Source organism: Pristimantibacillus sp. PTI5 (assembly GCF_048572955.1).
Lineage (GTDB): Bacteria > Bacillota > Bacilli > Paenibacillales > Paenibacillaceae > Pristimantibacillus.
On the sequence record NZ_CP183886.1, the window covers coordinates 3,615,502 to 3,637,597 of the forward strand.

A 22,096-nucleotide genomic window follows, 5' to 3' on the forward strand; every position below is an offset into this window, starting at 1 on the left:
CAAAAATTTGCATAATACCGCGAGAAAACAGAGGGTTTTTAAAATAATTGTCGAAATTTACTATTGGTAATTAAAAATATGGGTTCACAAGGAGTCCAATGGCTGATCCGATCATTACCGGCAACCCTTATTATATCGTTTTATCGATCATCATTATGTGCTTTGCCTCCTACACGATGCTGAATATGATTGAACAGCTGCAACCGAAAGAAAGATCATACGGGTTCAATTGGATTATCGGGGGGGCCTCCGTATTCGGGCTTGGCCTATGGACGATGCATGTCGTATCCTTGCTGGCGTCCGATTATAGAATGGTCATGGACTGGAGCATGCTGCTCGTTTTGGTCGTATGCGCGCTTATCGTCTATGCGTCCTTGGTCGTATTGAAAAACCAGGAGCTCTCGCGCGGGCGATACCTGTTCAGCGCCCTATTAATGGCGCTTGGCGCTACGATGCTTCAATACATATCGATGCTGTCCGAATCCGTTATTATCCTGAAAATGAATTGGCTGCTCTATTGGCTATCCTTTGGGGTGGGCTTTGCGGGCGCTTACCTGGCCTTTTACTGGCTGGATTCCAAGTCGCCTTGGTATAAATTCAAAAGCTGCCTGTCGCTCGGCTTGTCCAACATGGCGATCCATCAGATCGGCATGCATGCGCTAAAAATTGAATACAAGGATATTTTATCGACCGATCTATTAAACGAGTATTTGCTGCTCCTTGCGTTTTTGCTTGGACTGTCTACGTTAATTATTCTCAGCTTCAGTCTTACCACCTGGCTGGCAGCCAATAAATACAGCCAAATCGACGAGCGGTATAAGCTCCTGGTCGAGAACTCCATGGACACGATCGCTCTAATCAGCGATGGCAAATGGGAATTTATGAACCGTGCGGGGCTGTGTATGTTCGAGGTTGAGTCAGAGACCGAAATGATCGGCAGCAGCATCTACAGCCTGCTCGATGTGCAGTACCACAGCGAGATGGCGGCTTGGCTCGCGGCGGGACAAGCAGGTGAAGACGTACCGGTTAAGCTGATTGAGCTGCAATGGCAGTCCATGCAGGGTACGCTCCTTCACACGGAGATGGTTAGGGCAAGCTCCACCTTCTCGGGGAAACAGATCGAGCAAGTCATTATTCGCGATATCTCCGAACGCAAGAAGAATGAGGAGCTGCTGATTAATTCAGAGAAGCTGTCCGTAGCAGGTCAATTGGCGGCCGGCATCGCGCATGAAATCCGAAACCCGCTCACCTCGCTGAAAGGCTTCTTGCAGCTCATTACGTCCGGGCGGGGGAACAGCAATAACTTCTACGAGATTATGAAGTCCGAGCTTGTCCGCATTGAATCCATCGTCAGCGAATTGCTGATGCTATCCAAACCGCAAGTATACGAGTTCGTCCATAAGGACTCCCGCCAGATCATGGCGGATACGGTAAACCTGCTGGAAACGCAGGCGATCCTGCATGACGTCATTATCGAGTTTCATTCGGATTACCGTCCGTTATGGGTAGTAGGCGTCGAGAACCAATTAAAGCAAGTGTTCATAAACGTACTCAAAAATGCCATTGAAGCGATGCAAAACGGCGGGGTCGTCACGATTAATATGTCCCTAGACGAAGAACGCGGCGTACTAATCCGGATTAAGGACCAAGGGTCGGGCATCCCCGAGGAGCAGCTGGCCAAGATCGGTCAGCCCTTCTATACAACCAAGGATAAAGGAACGGGTTTAGGCCTAATGGTCACCTACAAGATTATTGACAACCACCAAGGCAAAATCACGGCCGAAAGCAAAACGGGAGTGGGAACGACCTTTATCATTCAATTGCCGTACAAGCAGCAAGCAGAGACTTCTGCTGCGGAAGCAACAGTTGAGAAGTGAAACCTATTTTAGAAGGTATCGTAATATGCTTTAGAGTTTGGAAACAACACTATTTGAGTGGAGGTCGTTTCAATGTTCAATCGTTTTTTGGCTAGTATCGGCATTGGTTCCGCAAAAATTGATACCCTGCTGGAGAAGCCGCGTTATTCGCCGGGCGAAGAGGTTAGAGGAATCGTGAAGATTCAGGGCGGCAATGTGGAGCAGCGAATTGAAACCATCCAGCTATCGGTTATGACAGAATATATACGCGAGAGCAATGACAGCAAAATAACGCAGCATGGCGAGGTTGGCCGTTTTCATGTGAGTGCGCCATTCACGCTGCAGGCAAACGAGAGACGCGAGGTACCGTTCTCGTTCCAATTGCCTCATCAGACTCCGCTCACCATCGGACGCGCGCCAGTATGGGTGAAGACGGAGCTGGACGTTCGCGGCGGCGTGGATCCTGGCGATAACGACCGTATTGATGTCGTTCCGACGGCTCCGATGAATACGGTGCTTGAGGCGCTCGATTTGCTGGGCTTCCGCTTGCGCAAAGCGGAATGCGAGTATTCGTCCCGTCTAGGGGGCAAAATGCCGTTTGTGCAGGAGCTGGAATTTGTTCCGACAACGCAGTTCCGCGGACAATTAGACGAGCTGGAAGTGATGTTTTACCCATCGGATCGCGAGCTTGAGCTGGTGCTGCAGGTTGACCGGCGCGCTCGCGGGTTATCGAGCTTTTTTGCGGAAGCAATGGATATGGATGAGTCATTTGTCCGTACCCGCTTTACGAACGAGCAGCTGGCAGCAGGGCCGAACGCCATCGCTCATCAGCTATCCGACATCATCGCGCGTTACGCTTAATCGGCAGAATGAATAGAAAAAGCTCTGAAGCACGCCTGCGGGAGTGTTTCAGAGCTTTTTTTTACATATCAGAAAGTATAAAATTAGACCTTATACGATGTTTATATTTCATTGCAAAACAAGCTTTTGCCGCATGGAGGACTGCGTCGGCGTTTACGCTTGGCGATTAAGGGTAGAGAAAGAGTAAAGAGCCCGGGTTTTTCGGTATAATAGCTGGAGGAGGGGATTTACGTTGGCAGAACCGCTAAAGGCCATGTATGACGGCTTATTTCTAGAACAATTTGCAGCTTTGGTGAAGACGGCGTGGAGACCGTTTGACGAAGAACGATTCGCTTCGCATGTAAGAGATGGGGGCTGGGAGCAGCTCGAGCTAAAGGCGCGTGCCCGCAAAATTGCAGAGGCGCTGGGCGCTGCTTTGCCTCAGGATTATGGCGAAGCGCTTGCCGTACTCTATCTCATAGATGAAAAATGCAAGGGGCTTCCCTACATATTTTTCCCGGACTTTGTAGAAGTATTTGGAATGGAGCCGCAGCATTGGGAACTTTCATTGGCTGCGCTTGAGCGGTTTACCGAGCGCTCAACGGCTGAGTTCGCCATTAGAGCGTTTATTTTGAGCGATCCGGACCGAATGGTTAAGCAGATGCTGGTTTGGGCAGATCATCCGAATGAGCATGTAAGGCGTCTTGCGAGCGAAGGAATCCGGCCGCGGCTCCCTTGGGCGCAGGCGCTGCCGCAGTTCAAGCGTGATCCGTCGCCAATCGTGCCGATTCTGGAGAAGCTGAAGCGGGATGAATCTCTCTATGTGCGCAAGAGCGTTGCGAACAATTTGAATGATATCGCGAAGGATCATCCGGAGCTTGTCGCTGCTCTTGCGAAGGCGTGGAGCGGCGAGGATGCCAGAACGGATTGGATTGTAAGGCATGGCTGCCGCACGTTGATTAAACAATCCGTTCCGGAGATCATGGCGTTGTTCGGGTATGCGAAGCATGAGACCGCAGAGGAGGCTGGGCGTCCGCTCGTGGCTGCCGCGGCGTTAGAGGTGGCTCCAGGGACGGTAGCAATTGGCAGCGAGGTGAGCTTGCATTACCGCGTGCAGCTGCGTGAGGGCGAGCCGGCCAAGCTTCGTATCGAGTACGGCATTGCATTCGTGAAATCCGGTGGCAAAACGTCGCTGAAGCGTTTTCTGCTTTCGGACCGCGAATATGCCGGAGGAGCATCCGCGTCCAGTGTCCGCGTTCACCGCTTTGCGGATTTGACGACGCGCAAGCACTATGGCGGACTGCACCGCGTGACATTATGGGTGAACGGCAGAGAGGTCGCCGCAGCGGAGCTGATGGTAACGGAGGCTGAGCCGATATGACCATAGGGGCAAGGGTATTAAAAACGGGGATGGCTGTCGCGTTAGCGATCTACTTGAGCAGCTTGTTTGGCTTTGCATCCCCGTTGATTGCTGCGGTAGCCGCGATTTTCACGATACAACCATCCATATACCGGTCATGGCAGAACGTAGCGGACCAGGTACAAACGAACCTGCTCGGCGCAGTCATTGCGATTGCCGCGGTTCGTTTATTCGGACATACGCCGATTGCTGCAGGTCTCGTTTGTATTCTTGTCATTCTCATCGGCATCCGTCTAAAAATGGAAAGCACAATCAGCCTAACCCTTGTCACGGTCGTTGCCATCATGGAAGCGAACGGACAGGGCTGGGATGTGGCGATCATGCGATTTTTAATGGTATTGACCGGTATCGGTTCGTCCTTTTTGGTTAATGTGCTGGTGTTTCCGCCGCGTCCAAGGCGGCAGTTTACGGAGCAGGTGCATCAAGCGTATACGCAGCTTTCCCTGCTGCTGCGCACAGCCGTTTCCAATGAAATGAAGGAGCAGGTGTTCCGGCAAGAAAAGGACAATCTGCATGTAACGCTGCGCAAGCTGGAGGAGCGGCATACGGTTTTCGAAGAGGAGCGCAAGGTGCTTGCAAAGGCGAAGACGAGCCATGCCCGGCAGCTGCTTGTGTCCAAGCAAATGATTAAGGCGCTGCAAAAAGGGGCCGACCTTCTCGAAGTGGTGGAGGAGCATTATTTTGCTTCGCCGAGCGCGAGCGAGTGGGCTCGCCGGTTCGACCGGCAAATCGAGGATTTATCGAAGTATCACGAGCATATCCTGCTAAAGGCAGAAGATAAGATGAAGGCAAATGCGCTGATCGAGCCCGAGGAAGAGCGTGAAGCCCGATTCGTGAAGGAGCTGACGGCCTATGTCATGGAGGATCCGGATGAGCATAAACGTCTTATCTTCGTCGCCTCGGGATTGTTCGAGTATGCGTATCACCTGCGGCGACTAGAGAAGCTGCTTGACCAAGTGCAGCAGCGGGAAGAGAAACCAAAACGCAGCGCCGATGACGCGAAGGAGGACTAATGGTTCCCGCAAATCATCAGATATTACAGCAGCTATAGGCTGTAGTTTTTGCATTATGTGGCTTGGCTATTCAAACACATCACAATAAAACAGCAGGTTGGAAATCGCTCACGGGCGCTCCAACCTGCTGTTGTTGCATAGAGTATAGAGTTTGAATGTGGCGGAGAGAATGGTCTGAGCCTATCTCCAGCGGCCGCTTTCAGCAGTATGATGCCTTTTGCCTATTGATCGTCATCCGTCTTGTTGCTTCCCTCATGGCGGCGGGGATGCTGCATATGAGCCTCTGGATTATTGTCATCATCATGCGGCACCAATCGCGGATCGGTGTGTCCTTTATGATGATTGTTAAAGAAGAGCTCAACAAGCTGCCATTCCGTCGATCCAAGCATAACATCAGCCGGGAAGACATCTCCGCGTTCCAACTGCTCCTCGCGTCCCCATTCGTTGCGGTACGTGCCTTTTACCTCTACAGGTTCGCCTGACATGGGATTCATCTCATGATGGTTAGAATTGCTCATATGGTGTCAACCAACCTTCCTATGCTTATAGTCCGTGCTTGGGCACAGCTGCGCGATCGGCATCTGACTGCAGCTCGCTCGCTGCTTGTTTGCTAGCTAGGTTGCGGTCTGCTTTCGATTGCGCCTTGCTTGCTTTTTTCTGTTGATCGGATGGCTGTTCGCCTGACATGTGATCACCCTCCTGAGAGTAGTATCGGTATCTGTTGCCGCGAATCATGCGCTGCCGCCTAAACGGTTCCTGCCGGTTCGCTTGTCTTCACAAGAAGATCCTCTACAGTGTGCCACAAACGGGAGAAATGTATGAGTTCGGAGATGCGTTTGGGTTAACGCGAGTTTATTGCAGCTGAAGCCCGCAGGAGGGGCAGCTCGAATCACGTTCCGTGACGGTTTCGCTGCAGGCGGGGCAAGGCTCGGAAAAAGGGGCGAGATTAGCTGCCGCAATATCTTTAGCGGAGGAGTTTCCTTTAGGGTTGACGGAAGCGTCATTGGATGACGGGCGGAGGTGCGCCGGCGTACCGAATATCGTCTCCACCATTTCCTTAAGGTCTTTATATTTGTCCGAATCGTCTGAGGCGATCCGCACAAACATAAACATGCCGGCGAGCAAGGCGCCGGCAATAATGAGCACGATAGCAGTCGCGCCAATATCAAACCAAGAAAGAAGCAGAGGCGGCATAGCGGCCGCCAAGCTAGTCGATATCAATCCTGCTGCCATGCGGCTTCACCTCATCCATTCACTTGATACCGGGATTCCAGACGTTTGCCTCCGAACCACATCACAAGCACGGCGGTAATGGAGACGAAAATACGCCAAGGCTCGTCGACGAGATTGCCGATATCGAAGCTGATCAACGAGATGCAAAAAATCATAACGGCTTTGCCGAGCAGCGTCGCAAGCAAAAACGTATGGAACGGTACCTTGCTTAAGCCGGAGACGACCGTAATGATTACAGACGGCGTAAAAGGGAAGCAAGCGAGCAGAAAAAGCGGCGTAAAGCCTTTGCGTTCAATCCAGTTGAAGAAACGCTCCGACTTCGGGAAACGGCGCTCCAAGCGTCCTTTTACATTGCGCCCAAGCTTACGGCTGATCCAAAATACAGTGATCGCGCCTGCCGTTACGCCAATCCATGAGAATAGAAACCCGAAGCCAAGGCCGTATATGTTGGCATTGGCAGCAATGATGAGAATTAACGGAAGAAAAGGGAGAAACGATTCAACCATCGGAAGCAGAATGCCTGGAAAAGGACCCCACTGCGAGTAGCTCTCCAGCGTCCACTGAATGGAATCGAGGTCCAAATGCTTTATGTATTCGAGCCAATTGCGCCAATCATCCATAAATTTAACTCCGTTCTACTTGTTTATCGCTTTTTTACTTTTTGCAAATGCCCGGAATGGGAAACATAAATAAAACAATCCGATAAAACCAAAGAGGACAGCACTGGTCCAAAACACGGCGATTTCCCCGTTCCATGCGGCGATTAGGCCGCCGGCCGCCGGACCGATCATGACGCCGACTCCTTCGAAGGTGGACAAAATACCCCAGCCGAGCCCCTCCTGCTTAGGAGGCACATAGGAAGCAAGCAGCGCATTCCATGCAGGCAAAATAGCGGAATAGGATAAGCCAAGCACTGCCGATATAAGTAAACAATACCAGAACCCGAGGCCCGAAGCCAGCAAACATAAACCAAGGGCGAACGCACCGAAGCCTGCGACAAGAAACCACTTTTTTCCATTCGCTTTGTCAGAGAGCTTTCCCATCGGAATGAGGCCGGCAACGGCAAAGATCCCTCCCACCGTAAGAAGAATCGAGTATTGCGTGCCTGTCAGGCCAAGCTCTTGATCCGCGAAGCTTGGCAAAATCGGAACCAGCATGCTTGCTCCGGCCGTCTGCAAAATCATTCCCGGCAGCAGAAGGCGCATTGCGAGAAGCCTTCCCTTAAGAACAGCCAGCTGCTTGCCCAGCGGCATTCGGTTCGGCGTATCCGCCCTTTCTTTGCTCATAAAGAGCGTGAGCAGGCATGCGGCCACGGACAAGCTGACAAGCAGGTTGTACGTAAACGATACGCTGACATCGAGCAAAATATTACAAACGATCGGACCGCTTCCGAGCCCCGCCATCCAGATGGTGTACAGAAGACCCATTTGGGCCGCGCGGCGGCGCTTGCTCACCTTCGTGAGGCAAACAATCCAAATCGGCGACATCCCGATGCCATATAAAGCCGAAGCGCCGATAAACATCCAAGGAAGCTCGGCGAATTGCAGGCAATAAACGCCGATCAGTGAAATAATCAAGCCGGCTTGCACCACGATCCGGGTGGAAAAACGGTCTAACAGGTAGCCGATTACCATTTTGAGCAGCGTATCGACTAAGTAATGGGCAGAAATGGCTGCCCCGATGACATCGGGCGCGAGCCCTAATGTTTTGGCGCCATATATGGGTAACAAGCTGACAAGCACGGCGCCTCTAACAAACTCCACAACGAACAAAATAACGGAGATAAGGCGCATCTCCGCTCCCAATGAGCAGCTTTGGTTTATGCGCAAGGACAAGCTCCTTATCTTTTATAGTGTCGATGCTTTCTCCATTATACGTATTATGGATAAAATATCCAAAACGATGCTGTCAGCCGCGGTTTGCGAGGTTTGAAGCTGCTTGGTAGAGAGCTTGCTAGTAGTAAGACGTAAAGGATCATGGACGAGTTTCAAAATTTGATCCGTCAGCTCGTTCACCTCATCGGCGATAACAGCGGCTCCCTTGGACGCGAGATATCGCGCGTTTTGCTTTTCTTGTCCGGGAACCGGCCGGTAGATGAATAAAGGCAGACCCGCGGTAATGCCTTCAGAGAGAGTGACGCCGCCAGGCTTGGTAATGAGGCAATCCGAAATGGCCATGAGCTCGTGGATCGGTTCAATAAAACCATATACATGCAACCGGGAAAAGCAGGGATGGTCTTGGAATTGTTTTTCGATGCCTTCCTTCATCAGGAGGTTGCGTCCGCACACGAGTGCGACTTGAACGTTGGCGTCATTTAGCAGACCGCTGCATATTTGGGCGACGTCAGGCATGACGCCATGCGCGCCCGCCATGATGAGGATGATAGGCTGGTTGGGGTTAAGGTTATAGCGTTCGTAGAGCTCGCCCGTAGCGGCAGCCGCACGGAAACCGCGTTTAAGCGGAATGCCGGTTACCTGAACGGCGTGATTCGGAATGCCAAGCTGGGTCAGCTCGCGTTTCAAGTCGTCCGTTGCGACATAATAGCGGTCGATGCCGGGATGAACCCAGCGGCCATGCAAATCGAAGTCCGTGATCACGGTAAAGGAGGGAGGGTAGGAGCCCTTTCGCCGTTTATGCTCGGGCAGCGCGAAGCTTGGAAAGGTATGAACGATAATATCCGGCTGCTCCGACTGGAGAATGCGTCTAATTTTTTCTCTCCCAAAAGAGTGCAGCAAGCCGCCAAACCAAGAATCATGCTTCATCGGTTTCGTGAAATCATACATCCAGCCGTAGAGCGAAGGCATATGCGTATAGCTTTTTAAATAAAAACGCCTAGTAACCTCGTTTAGCCAAGGATGCGACTCCGCCATGAGATCGACCATAACCGTACGATGATTGCCAAGCTCCTCCAAGGAGCTCTTAATCGCACGGGCAACCTGCAGATGGCCATCGCCGTAAGACGCGTACAAAATTAGAAACTTCGGCTGTGGATTGCTTTCGGAACGAAACATGGCTACACCTCCTGAGGGTAGTGTAGCGGATGTTTGTTATGCGAACGTGAACGTAATTTGGTTACTTTGTGTAATTTTTGTATAATAGATAAGCAATCCATCCTATTTCAAATTTGAAGGAGCGATGATTAGAGTGCAGTATACGAAATTGGGAAGATCAGGTCTTCGAGTAAGTCGGTTATGTCTGGGTACGATGAATTTCGGAGTGGACACAGACGAGAGGGAATCATTTCGTATTTTAGATGCAGCACTGGATGCAGGCATTAATTTTATCGATACCGCTAATATTTACGGATGGGGCGAGAATGCGGGCCGTACCGAAGAAATCATCGGAAAATGGTTCCAACAAGGTGACGGGCGCCGCGAACGCACGGTTTTGGCTACAAAAGTATACGGCGACATGCATGATGCCCATGACGGTCCTAACCGCGACGCAGGCTTGTCCGCTTACAAGATTCGCAGACATTTGGAAGGCTCGCTTAAGCGCCTTCAAACGGATCATATAGAGCTTTATCAAATGCATCACGTTGACCGCAGCGTGAATTGGAGCGAGCTGTGGGGAGCCTTTGAAAATGCGGTGTCGCAAGGCAAGGTTGGCTACATAGGCTCTAGTAATTTTGCCGGCTGGGATATCGCGGTCGCACAAGGCGAAGCGAAGGCGCGAGGCTCGATTGGCCTTGTGTCCGAGCAGCATAAGTACAACCTGTTATGCCGTTTGCCGGAGCTTGAAGTGCTGCCGGCTTCGAAGGAGCTGGGACTCGGCGTCATTCCATGGAGCCCGCTTGACGGCGGTTTGCTTGCAGGAAACCACCGTCGCAAGGACGGAGGCCGCCGCAGCGGGGATACGAAGCGCCTGGAGCAGCACCGTGATCAGCTCGATGCCTACGCGGCGTTCTGCGATGAGCTTGGCGAGCCCGAGGATCTTGTTTCACTGGCATGGCTGCTTGCCAATCCGGCTGTCACGGCTCCCATTATCGGCGTACGCACGCTGGATCAATTCGAGCGCTCTCTTCGCGCAGTAGAAATTTCCTTGGATGAATCGGCTCTCAAACGTTTGGATGAGATATTCCCCGGCCCTGGCGGGGAAGCGCCGCGCGCTTACGCCTGGTAATGCAAAACGCCCCGTTTCCATTCGTGGAAACGGGGCGTATTCGATTAAGAAGCGGATCAAATCAACAAATTAAACAGCACGGGATCCTTGTTCAGCTCTAGAAATTGAAAGCCTTTTTTGGTCATCCGATCGACGAGCGGATCGTAATCCTCTCTGTGCTTAAGCTCGATGCCAACGAGTGCGGGCCCGTTGTCCTTGTTCGATTTTTTGGTATATTCAAAGCGCGTGATGTCATCATTTGGTCCAAGCACGCGGTCGAGAAATTCCCGCAGCGCTCCCGCGCGCTGCGGAAAGCTAACCATAAAGTAATGCTTATACCCTTCGTAGATAAGGGAGCGCTCTTTAATTTCCTGCATCCGGTCGACATCGTTGTTGCCGCCGCTAACCACGCAGACAACGGTTTTTCCTTGAATTTGCTCGCGATAAGCTTCAAGAGCGGCAATCGGCAGCGCACCAGCCGGCTCGGCTACAATCGCATTCTCATTATACAAGTCCAGCATAGTCGTACATACTTTTCCTTCCGGTACGGCGATTACATCGTCCAGCAGCTCCCGGCAGATCTCAAACGTCAAATCGCCGATTCGCTTAACGGCCGCGCCGTCCACGAACTTATCGATTTGGTCGAGCGCGGTGACTTCGCCCGCATCCAAAGAAGCTCGTAACGACTGGGCGCCTTCGGGCTCCACGCCGATGACCTTTGTGGCAGGCGAGACGATTTTGGTATAGGAAGAAACGCCTGCCGCAAGCCCGCCGCCGCCAACGGTAACGAAGATGAAGTCGGGTACGGCATCGGCCGCTTCCATCAATTCTTGACCGACTGTACCGTTTCCTGCGATGATTTTGGGATCGTCGAACGGATGAATGAAGGCCATGCCGCTGCGAGCGCTCTCGGCCACGGCTTCCGCGTAGGCATCGTCAAAGGTATCGCCTGTCAAGATGACTTCAACGTGGGTGCCGCCAAAGAAGTTGACCTGCGTTACCTTTTGGCGGGGGGTGGTGCTTGGCATATAGATTTTACCGGGAATACCGAGCGTCTGGCAGGAGTATGCGACGCCCTGCGCGTGGTTGCCCGCGCTCGCGCATACAACGCCTTTGGCCAAAGTTTCTTCTCCGAGGGAACGCATCAAATGGTAAGCGCCGCGTATTTTGAACGAGCGGACGATTTGCAGATCCTCCCGTTTTAAAAGCACATTGCAGTTGTAACGCTCGGACAGCACGCGGTTATATTGAAGCGGAGTACGCGTTATGACATCCTTTAAATGCATTTGCGCTTGCACGATATCTTCAAGTCCAATGCGTTGCCGCGGTACATTGTTCGTGTTCATGGGTGACCATCCTCTCGGCTTTCGTGAATCAGGAGCATAAATGAATGGATTTATTATAGCATTATCATTGCAAGTTAACGTATGGAAAAATCGCTATTTTTTATTGCGGGAAGGGGAACGTTATGGGGAAAATAATAAAAAGACTGCTTCTGCTCTTTATTTTTATTCTATTGCTGCTTGGCGCGGCCGCTTGGTGGATGCTCTCCTATATCGCGCCGGACGAGCAGCTTAATCTGAGCTACGAGCAGATTGACGTGAATGAAAAGGCGCTTGCCATGATCAAGAATCTCAAGCCGGAGCTTGTCCTTACGGAGGATGATATTAACAATTTAATCAAAAAACACCTGAACGAAGAGTATGCAAGCGGTGAAGAGGGAACATCGCACTTGGAGCTTGCGCAGGATATTCGGCTGGACGGAGCGCGCTTCGAGCTGGAAGAGAAGATGCTGATTGCCCATATGAACATTACCTACATGGATCGAATACCTGCAGCTCTGGAAGCAGAATATTCACTCGAATGGCAGTCTCCAAACATCGTGCTCAGGCCGCAGACGTTATCCTTGAAAAATACGGGCTTGCCCATAAGTATGCTCGAAACGATTACCATACCGCTTGAATTGCCAGCAGAGGAAGTTGTAACGGTGCGGGAAGTTCAGTTCTTGCAGGATCAGATTAAAGTATTGTTAAAGCTGCAATTGGATCTTCGTTTGTAGAGCTATTGCAGTAAAAAAGATACGGCAGGTCAAGGAATATACCTTGGCCTGCCGTTTTTATTAAAGGAAGGCCGGAGGCGGCTGCTGAGAAAACGAATAAAAGTGAGCGAATGAATAAATGATTTGACATCCAAATTGAGAATAGTTATCATGTATACGAAAGTGATAATCATTATCACTGATAAAGAAGGCAATTACATATCGACCTAAAGCGGGAGGCGGAGCTTATGGGCTTGCTTTATGAAATGGTTTTGAAAAAAAGAAAATCAGCGTTCCTTTTACACAAGCAGGGGAAAAGAAATCAGCTTCTAAACGAAAGCATACGCCCAATAATGCCCAAGCACGGGAGCAAATATATCGCACAGCAGCTTCAACACACGACAGACTAAATAAAATCTTTTTGAAGGAGCAAGAGACATGCAAATTGAAACAAGCAAGCCTTGGAATTGGCTGCTCTTCCCCTTCTCATCGGTAAAGGCAGGACCTGACTGCTTGTTCGCCGCATCAGTCGGTCACGGGATTTATCAAATCGATGCGGAAGGAAGCTGGGAGAAGCTGAGCAGCGGGTTGGATGATAAGACCAGTGTGAACCGCCTGCAGCTGCAGCATGATTTGCTGCATGCCTGCACGGGCAGCGGACTTTACGAATGGAACGGCGAAGCATGGGAAAATGACGGCATATCGATTCCATGCTATCAATACCGCAAAATCGGAGGGACCAGTTACGCGGCGACCGAATATGGGCTTTGGTCCAAATCGGGCAGCAAATGGGAGCAAATCGCATGCGAAGAAAAGAAGGTCTACGATTTTATAAATCTGCCACAATACTTAATCATCGCGCATGAGAGCGGTATATCGCTCTATGATCGTTTTATGGATGACTGGGCACATTTTGAGCTGGAAACGCATGTTACGAGCTTAGCGGTGTTCCGGGGACATTTGATCGGCACGAGCGACAAAGGCGAGCTTCTCATTGGGGATAAAAAAGGCAGATTCGACCGAATCCGCTTCGGCAAGCCGTTTATTTTTTCCGTGCTCGCCAAGGGAAATGATGTTTATGTATGTACGGACCGCGGACTGTTCCAGCTCGCCTACATTTGCAATCAAGTCACGCTGCTGTCTATTAAGCTGGGCTGTCCGGTGACGGACATCGATATGCAGGGCGGCAGCTTATACATGGCGACGCTCTTTGAAGGCATTCAAACATTCAATATTTAAAATTATAGAAGCAGGAATCGGAGGAATGACAGATGTCGAAAGTACTTGTCGTTTATGCAAGCATGACGGGGAACACGGAAGAAATGGCGGAGGCCATTGCAGAAGGGGTTACGCAGGCGGGAGCGGAGGTTGTTCTGAAGGAAGCCTTTGATGCAAGCGCAGCGGAGCTAAATGATTATGACGGCATCATTATCGGAGCTTATACGTGGGGCGATGGCGAGCTGCCGGATGAATTTATTGATTTCTTCGAGGAGATGGGCTCGCTTAATCTTAGCGGAAAGGTTGCTGCCGCTTTTGGTTCTGGTGATACTTCGTATCCGATTTATTGCGCCGCGGTGGATATGATTGAGGCGAAGCTCAAGGAGCTTGGCGCTGCCATTTCAGCGGAATGCATCAAGTTTGAATATAACGCGTCAGAAGATGAGAAAGAACAAGGCAGAAGCTTGGGACGTAAAATTGCCGGGCTTGTAGCGGTGGCAGGATAATAACGAGAGAGGGGCGGTTTTTGTATGGAGCAGTTCCCCACGGTATTGAGAGTTGAAGATTATAAGCTGGAAGAGCTGCTGCGCTGCCCCGATCGGTTTGCCGGAAACAAGAAAGGCAGCAAGCGGGAAAGCGAAGTAAACTGGAGGCAAATGGTTCAATTTGCAGCCAGCCACAGCGTAAATGATTTCTACGGGATGCCTGAAGGGGCTCGAACGCAGGCGGCAATTGAAGCCTCCGTGGAGCATTGGTGGACAAACCGTAATTATAAGTTCCATTCTGACGAGCATTATTTGCAAATGAAGCATACGGTGAAGAAGCAATTGACCGATTTTTTGCTTGGCGGCTTCTGTCCGGGCATGCCGATTATTTTTTTTGAACAGCTAACTGCCTACGTGGATGAGCTGGATTTGGAAATATCGCAAATCTTTCATTTGGTTTCCGTGGATCCGGAAGGCGGCGCAGATGATTATATCGTGCAGAAGCTGGCTGTCGATGTCGATGAGGATTCCCTTGGTTTGCTTTTTCATATGACGTCGGTGTTTTGCATGAGCGCCTTCGAGAAGCTTCCGGCGCGCATTGAGGTGCTGTCCCTGCTCAGCGGCAAAAGGATCGTCTACGTCCCTGACGAGGAGTCGCTTGAACGCTCCTACGATTATATGTATTTGATCAAAAGCCTGCTTCCTGAAGCCGACTTCTTCAAGGTCAATCCAGGGTCAGCGGTTCAATTAATCATGTGATTTGCACGCCAATCGAACAAAATAAACGTTAAGCCCCAAATGGATTCCGATTGCGGATGAGCTGGGGCTTTGTTTTGTTGTAGACAAATGAAACGGTTTTCAAGTAACATGGTCAGTAGTCATTTTTTGCACATTTACACCTGGAAATTTTATTTTGCCGAGTAAAACAAAGCATAGGCGTTCGAAGTAAGTTTTGCTTCGCAAGATTAAGCGTCTGCTTACGAAGTAAGTTTTGCTTCGCAAAACTAAGCATCTGCTTACGAAGTAAGTTTTGCTTCGCAAAACTAAGCATCTGCTTACGAAGTAAGTTTTGCTTCGCAAAACTTTATAAGGAGAGAGATTCGATTGTCAGAGGAGCTATTACTAACCTTCCGTTCACCGCCGTTGCCATTTTTCATAGAATCCAACCGTTTAACTTACCGCGCCGGCGAGGAGCATCCCAACCGGACGAACCTAGGCGTTTTTGATTTGCTGTTCGTAAATGAAGGGTCGCTGCATGTGGCCGAGGATAACCGAAGGTGGACGCTCGGTCCGGGCGATGTTCTGATCCTGCGGCCGGACCGCTGGCATTATTCCACTCGCCCATGCGAGGAGGATACCGTGTTCGATTGGATCCATTTTCAAACGGTAGGCGCCTGGGAGGAGACGGTCGGCAATCAAAGCGGATCACTGAGAGGCGATTATTATACATATGCCATCCGGCTGCCGAAAAAGATGAAGCTTACCTATCCGGATGAGGCTAAACTTATCTTCTCCCAACTGCATGAAGCGGCCAAAAGCTCGTCGCATGGCGCATTCTGGGATCGCCAGCAGCGGTTTCTGCATTTGCTGCAAATGCTGGACGAGGGCTGGCGTTCGGATGCCGCGAAAGCAGCGGTATCGGTCGCGGAGCGGGCGGCTGCCTATTTGAAGCTGAATTACCGGAGCCCGATCAGCAACACGATGTTAAGCGATGTCCTGCAGCTGCACACCAATTACATTACGCGCTGTATGACCGAGGTATTCGATTGCACGCCGCAGCAATACCTGCTTTATTACAGATTGGATCAAGCGAAGCTGCTGCTTATCAAAACCGATTGGACGATAGCCCGGGTAGCGGAGGAAACCGGCTTTCGGCAGACGCCGCATTTCTCGAGGCTTTTTGCGGCGCATACCGGCATGCCGCCGCTGAAATTCCGCAAACGTTTCACGATGTAAGCCATCGCTTTGCAAAAAGGCGGGAGATGAAGCAGAAGCTTCATTTCCCGCTATTTGTTTATTTCGCTCCAATCATTGCATAATTTCATAACCTTTAACAAAAACTGGATTCAAACAACGTGAAAAGGGTGGTCGCGATGATTGAACGGTTTTCGTTAACGGCAGAAATGAGCGATATAGTTGAGATGTTTCAAGTAAGAAAGGTTATTCAAGGGCATACGAATCGATTCAATGTAGCGCCTACGCAGACGGTATCGATTGTTATGAATGACCGGTTTGATCAAAGGTCGATGCAGGAATCACGATGGGGCTTGTTTCCTTTCTGGGCAAAGGATGCCGTAAATGCCGATCATCAGACGCTTCCCGAAAAGCCGTTTCTGGCGCGTATGCTGCGGAGACAAAGATGCGTGCTGCCTTGCAGCGGTTTTTTTGGCCAAAAGCAGTTCGGAAAAGAGCGTGACCCGAGAGCGATGCATATCGTCGTCCCGAGTCAGCAGCTGTTCGGCATTGCCGGCATTTATGATTGCTGGAGAAATGTGAGCGGCAAAGAGGTGCGCGCCTTCACGATGATTACCGCAGCATCGACGGGAGCGATGTCGGTGTGGCAGCCGCGCGTTCCGGTTATTTTGGACGAAGAGGGCATTGAAGACTGGCTCAATCCCCGGATTACGGAATTCAGCGGGCTGCGCAAGCATCTAGAGGCGATGGATTCTTACCTGATGCGCGCGTATCCGGTTACGAATGCGGTGCATGACGATTTATTCGAGTCGCCGGATTGCATCCGCGAGATCCGTCCTGATTTTGCTTAACGAAGATTCACCTGGCGGAGCGAAGCCGGGAAATGAATGCTAAAAGGGTGCCTGTGTTGTATTGCATACAACACAGGCACCCTTTTTCGATTAGGCGAAGCCTTGGAATTCAGAATAAACATTAGGCGCGTGCGCGCTGCAGCTCTGTCGTTAACAAAGGAACGACATCAAATAAGTCGCCGACGATGCCGTAATCGGCAATGCCGAAAATAGGCGCGTCGGGATCTTTATTGATCGCGACGATGACGCGGGATTGGCTCATGCCAGCCAGATGCTGGATGGCGCCGCTTATCCCGCATGCAATATAAAGCTGCGGGGTGACAACTTTTCCCGTTTGCCCAATTTGCAGCGCATAATCGCAATAGCCGGCATCGCAGGCACCGCGCGAGGCGCCGACCGCGCCGCCGAGCGCTGCGGCCATGGCTTGCAGCGGCTCGAAGCCGGCTGCGCTGCGCACGCCTCGACCGCCGGAAACGACGACGTCGGCTTCGGCTAGATCAAGCTGGCCGCCGGCGCGGCGCACCAGGCTGCGCACGGCGGTGTAGAGCGGCGGCACCGTGAACGGAAGCTCCGCGACGGTGCCTGTTGCTTCGGCGGCGTCCAAAGGCTCTGCCGCCGGCAGATTGTTCGGGCGTACCGTGATGACCCACGGGTTGCCCGGCACAAAGCTGCGCCGCTCGAACGCCTTGCCGGCGTAGAGCGGGCGGATGAAGCCGACGTCATCGCCATCGTCAGATGCTTCGATGGCGATGACGTCGGCGATGTGGCCGGCGCCAATGGCAGCGGCCACTCGGGGCGCGAGCTCGCGCCCCATAGCGGTGTGGCCGAGCAATAGCGCGTCCGGCTGCACCGCAGCCATCGCTGCGCCGAGGGCGGCGATGTACGCCTCGGGCGCAAAGGCGCGGAGGGAAGGATCGTCGGCGATATGCACGACGTCCGCCCCCCGCGTGATGAGCGCGGCGGCTTCTTCCGCCGCGCCGCCGGAGCAGGCAAGGACGGCATGGACAGCGCCGTCCTTGCCTGCGAGCCGCAGTGCTGCGCCGAGTGCCTCCAGCGCCACCCGGCGGAGCGCGCCGTTCCGGCTTTCAGCAAAAACAAGTATGGTTTTGGACATAGGATGCTGCTCCTCTCCCGTCACTTTTAGGACAAACCAAGCTTTGTTCTTAATTTCTCATTGCTTGCTCGAGCTAAGTATGCACTCTTTGCACAAACCGCAAAGCAGATCAGCAGTCTCATTCGCAGTAGCGCCTACCAACCAAGTAATAGTGTGTTTTCCGTTCTAGCCTACCAGTTAGTTAAGCGCATTAACCGTCATTCTGTGCTCTGTGCCTACGCTACAGATTGTACAACAGAAACCTCACATTGGAGTTCCAAAGGCGGGCTAGCCTGCAGTTTATACAACGGACTAGCCCATTTAGCACCGTCGGAACCCATTAACAGCTGATTCTACTGCACAAACTGCAGCGTAGCGCTGTTCTTCGAGCTCAGTATGCGATTCTATTGCACAAACTGCAGTATAGCGCCGATCTTCGAGCTCAGTAAGCCATTCTATTACACAGACCGCAGCATAGATTGGCCGCCAGGCTCACAGAAGCACCTACCACACAACTAATAGTGTGTTTTCCCGTACTGTCGCACTCGCCGAGCACCGCCAGCGGAATTCATCGCTCCTCCTACAAGGCCAGCCAGCGGCCTTGCCACGTAACCCTGCGGCACCGCTCACAACAGCAGCTTTGCTATATCCCTCACCAGCGGCCCTGCGGCACCGCTCACAACGGCAGCTTCGCTTCCTCCCGCAGCAGCGACACCAGCGCTGCGGCTTGCTCCGCCGGCGCGCCGGGCAGGCGCTTACCCGCTGCGCGAGGCGGGGGCGGGAGCAGCAGCGAGCGAGAAGTGCGGGGCGCTACGCTTTCTGACGCTAGCGAGCCGCTGTTCACCAGCTCTTGAAGCGTGACGGTGCGTAGCGGCTTACGTTTTGCTTTCATAATGCCCGGTAGAGACGGATAACGAGGCTCGTTTAAGCCTTGCTGCGCCGTTACGAGCGCGGGCAGCGGGAGCGATACGGTTTCGGTATCGCCTTCGATATCACGCTCAACGAGCACAAAACGCCCGGCGCTAGATGCGCCGGCTTCAAGCAATACGCCTTCTTTTGGCAAGGCGCTGAGCTCGGCTGCGGTCAGGATTGTCAGTTTGACGGCGGAAGACGCATGGGGCAGCCCCAGCCGCTCCGCAATTTGCAAGGCGACGCTGCCTGCACCGCTGTCTACGGCAAACAAGCCGGCCAGCAGCAGGTCAGGAGAAAGCGGCTTGATGATGGCAGCGAGCGCGGCGGCAACCGCGCTTCCATCATCCGGCAAGGATCCGCTGTCGAGCCGGATAGCCTCGTCCGCCCCGATAGCCAGTGCGGTGCGGAGCGCATCCTGGGAACGCTCCGGTCCGCAAGTGACGGCAATGACCTCGCCCCCCAGCCGTTCCCGCTGGCGGAGCGCTTCCTCGAGCGCATACTCATCGTAAGGATTAATGACGAATTTGGCGTCATTTTCATCGACGCCCGCAGCGGTTACTATGATTTTTTCCTCGGTATCAAACGTTTGTTTGAGAAGCACCACTATTTTCAGCATCGAAGCTCCCTCACTTCTACCGACATATTGAAGACATTGTCCATCATTGCTACGTTATGACGCTTCGAAGTGGAATAGACCGTTTCCAATCGCCCGGCGAGCGGCATGTTCGCGGAAAAAAGGACATATACATGGATCACCGCGGCTATTTTTGGAAGCGCTTTAATGCTTGTCCGACTGCTTTGCGCACAGATGCTCTGATCGAGGAGCGGGCATTTAAGGGGGGCGGGGCGTATGCCGTCATTTTTGGCAGCTGGATCTGTCGGTCAATGGTTGTTTTGGGGAAGGTGGGCATTGTTTGCGGCGGTTGTGCTGATTGCCGTTTCGATGTTCGCGCTGGTCGTGCAGAGGCGCATTTTGTATATGAGGCTTGGGGTACCGGCTATTTTTGCGCGTTATCAACGCAAGCACAAAAGCAAATCCAGCTTCAGCGCTCAGGTGCTCGGTCATCGCAAACTGCTGAACGATGTAAGAAGCGGCATCATGCATTTGGTTTATTTTTACGGCTTTATCGTGCTTCAGTTTGGCGCGGCGGATTTGATTTGGAAGGGGCTGAATGACGGCGTTCCGCTGCCGCTGCCCTATTATAGCGGGTTTTCATTGACGCAGGAGATGACGGTTACGCTCGTCTTCGCAGCTGTGCTGTACGGTGCTTTCCGCCGTTACGGGGAGCGGCTGCCGCGGCTTAAGCGCGGGTGGAAGCCGTCCCTCGTGATGTGGTTTATCGGCTCGCTGATGCTCACGGTTTTATTTTCGTTGGCGTTCGAGCGGCTGGCTGCCTCCAAATCGGATCCTGCCGTTCATCTGGTTGAAGCAGACTACGCACCGGTAAGCAATCTGCTGGCTCAGCTGCTTCAAAGCGCCGGCGTACAGCCTGAAAGCATTGCGGCGAATGCCGGCTTTGAGCTGTTTTGGTGGCTGCATCTCCTGGTGCTGCTGAGCTTTCTGGTTTATGTGCCGCAGTCGAAGCATTTTCATTTGATAACGGCTCCGGTCAACCTCTGGTTTAGGCGCAGCACGCCTGCAGGACGGCTCACGCCGCTTAATTTGGAGGATGAGGAGGCGGAAACCTTCGGTGCGGGGAAGGTGGAGCATTTTTCGAAAAAGCAGATGCTCGATTTGTACGCCTGCGTCGAATGCGGCCGCTGTACGAATGTTTGTCCGGCTTCCAGTACCGGCAAGCTGCTCTCGCCGATGCATCTCATCGTGAAGCTGAGGGATCATTTAACGGAAAAAGGCGCTGCGATTACCTCCAAGTCCCCATGGCTTCCTGCCAGCCTATGGCAATCCAAAGCAAACGGGCCTTACGCCCATGTTATGGGAGGGGTGATACCTGCTTGGGAGGCTTCATCCAATGGGGTAACCAACATTGAGCCGACGATGGCTGCGCAAGCTGGAGCATGGAGTGTTAGGGAAGGCGTCAAGCCAGAGGAGGTGGAGATGGTCGGCGAGGTGCTGACGGAGGAGGAGCTTTGGGCATGCACGACCTGCCGCAATTGCGAAGAGCAATGCCCGGTGGGCAATGAGCATGTCGACAAAATCATCGATATGCGCCGCTACCTAGTGCTGATGGAGGGCAGGCTTCCATCCGACGGACAGCGCGCGCTGCAAAATATTGAACGCCAGAGCAATCCTTGGGGCCTGCCGCGCGCCGAACGGGCAGCTTGGATAAGCGAGTGCGAGAGCCGCACCGGCATTCGGGTCGCCACGATGCAGGAGCTGCGGCAGCAGGGCAAAAAGGCTGACGTGCTGCTATGGGCAGGCTCGATGGGAGCTTACGATATGCGCAGCAGGCGTGTTTTGTACGATGTGGTGCGGCTGATGCACCATGCGGGCGTAAGCTTTGCAACGCTTGGCCTCGAGGAAAAAAGCTCCGGCGATACGGCAAGGCGGATCGGCAATGAACTGCTTTTCCAAGAGCTGTGCCGCGAGAATATCGAGACCATCAACAAATATGAAATTGCTCATATCGTGACGGCCTGCCCGCATACCTATAACACGCTCAAAAATGAATATCCTGACTTTGGCCTGCCTCAAGGGATTACCGTCGAGCACCATACCGAGCTGCTGGCGCGTCTGCTGGCGGACGGCTCCTTGAAGCCGCAGCATACGATTGACGAGCGGGTAACCGTTCATGATTCCTGTTATTTAGGCCGCTACAACGACACCTATGAAGCGCCGCGCAGCCTGCTGCGAGCCATTCCGGGCGTAACGATCGAAGAGATGGAGCGTTCGCGCTCCAACGGGATGTGCTGCGGCGCGGGCGGCGGTCTGATGTGGATGGAGGAGCATTCGGGCACCCGCGTCAACCATGCAAGAACCGCTCAAGCATTAGAGGTAAAGCCGTCTGTCATCAGCTCGGCCTGCCCATACTGCCTGACGATGATGGAGGACGGCTTGAAGGCCTTATCCGCAGAGGAGAAGGTTATAGCACGCGATGTGGCGGAGCTGCTTGCCGAGAGCGTGTTTGGCGAGTAATGCGAAACGGGCTTTTGCCGCAGAGGAC

21 protein-coding genes are annotated in these 22,096 nt (G+C 52.6%); 12 read left to right on the forward strand and 9 right to left on the reverse strand.

The genetic code is table 11. The features are described from left to right. The first annotated feature begins 98 nt into the window (after positions 1–98). The 4 genes from ACN6MW_RS16290 to ACN6MW_RS16305 all read left to right on the forward strand — a co-directional run bounded on the left by ACN6MW_RS16290 (position 99) and on the right by ACN6MW_RS16305 (position 5,129). Positions 99–1,877 carry an ATP-binding protein gene (locus ACN6MW_RS16290; protein ID WP_419871154.1) on the forward strand — a complete coding sequence of 593 codons (1,779 nt, stop codon included), beginning with the start codon at positions 99–101 and terminating at the stop codon, positions 1,875–1,877. A gap of 72 nt (positions 1,878–1,949) precedes the next feature. After that, positions 1,950–2,717 carry a sporulation protein gene (locus tag ACN6MW_RS16295; RefSeq protein WP_364150428.1) on the forward strand — a complete coding sequence of 256 codons (768 nt, stop codon included), beginning with the start codon at positions 1,950–1,952 and terminating at the stop codon, positions 2,715–2,717. Positions 2,718–2,949: 232 nt separating this feature from the next. Continuing rightward, a complete protein-coding gene (locus ACN6MW_RS16300; protein WP_419871155.1) occupies positions 2,950–4,077 on the forward strand; it encodes a DNA alkylation repair protein in 1,128 nt (375 codons plus the stop codon). Beyond that, a complete protein-coding gene (locus ACN6MW_RS16305; RefSeq protein WP_364150434.1) occupies positions 4,074–5,129 on the forward strand; it encodes an FUSC family protein in 1,056 nt (351 codons plus the stop codon). The genes ACN6MW_RS16300 and ACN6MW_RS16305 overlap by 4 nt, the downstream gene beginning before the upstream one ends. Before the next feature lie 221 nt (positions 5,130–5,350). Here the strand turns inward: ACN6MW_RS16305 and ACN6MW_RS16310 are convergent, their stop codons facing one another. From ACN6MW_RS16310 to ACN6MW_RS16335, 6 genes are all read right to left on the reverse strand, one after another. Beyond that, entirely contained in the window at positions 5,351–5,647 is a 297-nt protein-coding gene (locus ACN6MW_RS16310) for a transposase (protein ID WP_364150436.1), read from the reverse strand. A gap of 25 nt (positions 5,648–5,672) precedes the next feature. Then, positions 5,673–5,816: a hypothetical protein gene (locus ACN6MW_RS16315; RefSeq protein ID WP_364150439.1), complete on the reverse strand. Its 144-nt coding sequence runs from the start codon at positions 5,814–5,816 to the stop codon at positions 5,673–5,675. 165 nt (positions 5,817–5,981) lie between these two features. After that, positions 5,982–6,362, reverse strand: coding sequence for a hypothetical protein (locus ACN6MW_RS16320; protein ID WP_419871156.1), 381 nt, complete (start codon positions 6,360–6,362; stop codon positions 5,982–5,984). Positions 6,363–6,373: 11 nt separating this feature from the next. After that, positions 6,374–6,982, reverse strand: a complete 609-nt coding sequence (locus tag ACN6MW_RS16325; protein ID WP_419871157.1) for a TVP38/TMEM64 family protein — start codon at positions 6,980–6,982, stop codon at positions 6,374–6,376. Positions 6,983–6,997: 15 nt separating this feature from the next. Beyond that, positions 6,998–8,191, reverse strand: a complete 1,194-nt coding sequence (locus tag ACN6MW_RS16330) for an MFS transporter (RefSeq protein ID WP_419871158.1) — start codon at positions 8,189–8,191, stop codon at positions 6,998–7,000. An 18-nt stretch (positions 8,192–8,209) separates the two neighbouring features. After that, positions 8,210–9,373 (reverse strand): MGDG synthase family glycosyltransferase, encoded by a 1,164-nt coding sequence (locus ACN6MW_RS16335; RefSeq protein ID WP_419871159.1) that lies wholly within the window; start codon positions 9,371–9,373, stop codon positions 8,210–8,212. Between the two features lie 133 nt (positions 9,374–9,506). Between ACN6MW_RS16335 and ACN6MW_RS16340 the strand changes: the two genes are divergently transcribed. Beyond that, complete coding sequence (locus ACN6MW_RS16340) at positions 9,507–10,484, forward strand: aldo/keto reductase (RefSeq protein WP_419871160.1); 978 nt, start codon at positions 9,507–9,509, stop codon at positions 10,482–10,484. A gap of 56 nt (positions 10,485–10,540) precedes the next feature. Here the strand turns inward: ACN6MW_RS16340 and ilvA are convergent, their stop codons facing one another. Next, positions 10,541–11,809 carry a threonine ammonia-lyase IlvA gene (ilvA, locus tag ACN6MW_RS16345; RefSeq protein WP_419871161.1) on the reverse strand — a complete coding sequence of 423 codons (1,269 nt, stop codon included), beginning with the start codon at positions 11,807–11,809 and terminating at the stop codon, positions 10,541–10,543. 122 nt (positions 11,810–11,931) lie between these two features. Here ilvA and ACN6MW_RS16350 point away from each other — a divergent pair, with 122 nt between their 5' ends. From ACN6MW_RS16350 to ACN6MW_RS16375, 6 genes are all read left to right on the forward strand, one after another. Further along, the gene (locus ACN6MW_RS16350) at positions 11,932–12,522 is read left to right on the forward strand and encodes a hypothetical protein (RefSeq protein WP_419871162.1); all 591 of its coding nucleotides are present in this window, start codon (positions 11,932–11,934) and stop codon (positions 12,520–12,522) included. A 417-nt stretch (positions 12,523–12,939) separates the two neighbouring features. After that, entirely contained in the window at positions 12,940–13,740 is an 801-nt protein-coding gene (locus ACN6MW_RS16355) for a hypothetical protein (RefSeq protein ID WP_419871163.1), read from the forward strand. 32 nt (positions 13,741–13,772) lie between these two features. Continuing rightward, entirely contained in the window at positions 13,773–14,225 is a 453-nt protein-coding gene (locus tag ACN6MW_RS16360) for a flavodoxin (protein ID WP_419871164.1), read from the forward strand. Between the two features lie 24 nt (positions 14,226–14,249). Continuing rightward, a complete protein-coding gene (locus ACN6MW_RS16365; protein WP_419871165.1) occupies positions 14,250–14,963 on the forward strand; it encodes a hypothetical protein in 714 nt (237 codons plus the stop codon). Positions 14,964–15,308: 345 nt separating this feature from the next. Next, a complete protein-coding gene (locus ACN6MW_RS16370) occupies positions 15,309–16,160 on the forward strand; it encodes an AraC family transcriptional regulator (RefSeq protein ID WP_364150468.1) in 852 nt (283 codons plus the stop codon). Between the two features lie 137 nt (positions 16,161–16,297). After that, entirely contained in the window at positions 16,298–16,969 is a 672-nt protein-coding gene (locus tag ACN6MW_RS16375) for an SOS response-associated peptidase (RefSeq protein WP_419871166.1), read from the forward strand. A gap of 121 nt (positions 16,970–17,090) precedes the next feature. Here the strand turns inward: ACN6MW_RS16375 and ACN6MW_RS16380 are convergent, their stop codons facing one another. Together ACN6MW_RS16380 and ACN6MW_RS16385 are read right to left on the reverse strand one after the other, a co-directional pair. After that, positions 17,091–18,083, reverse strand: coding sequence for an electron transfer flavoprotein subunit alpha/FixB family protein (locus tag ACN6MW_RS16380; RefSeq protein WP_419871167.1), 993 nt, complete (start codon positions 18,081–18,083; stop codon positions 17,091–17,093). A 655-nt stretch (positions 18,084–18,738) separates the two neighbouring features. Further along, on the reverse strand, positions 18,739–19,587 hold the full coding sequence (locus ACN6MW_RS16385; RefSeq protein ID WP_419876362.1) for an electron transfer flavoprotein subunit beta/FixA family protein: 849 nt from the start codon (positions 19,585–19,587) through the stop codon (positions 18,739–18,741). A 237-nt stretch (positions 19,588–19,824) separates the two neighbouring features. Between ACN6MW_RS16385 and ACN6MW_RS16390 the strand changes: the two genes are divergently transcribed. Beyond that, complete coding sequence (locus ACN6MW_RS16390; RefSeq protein ID WP_419871168.1) at positions 19,825–22,068, forward strand: heterodisulfide reductase-related iron-sulfur binding cluster; 2,244 nt, start codon at positions 19,825–19,827, stop codon at positions 22,066–22,068. Positions 22,069–22,096: the final 28 nt, after the last annotated feature.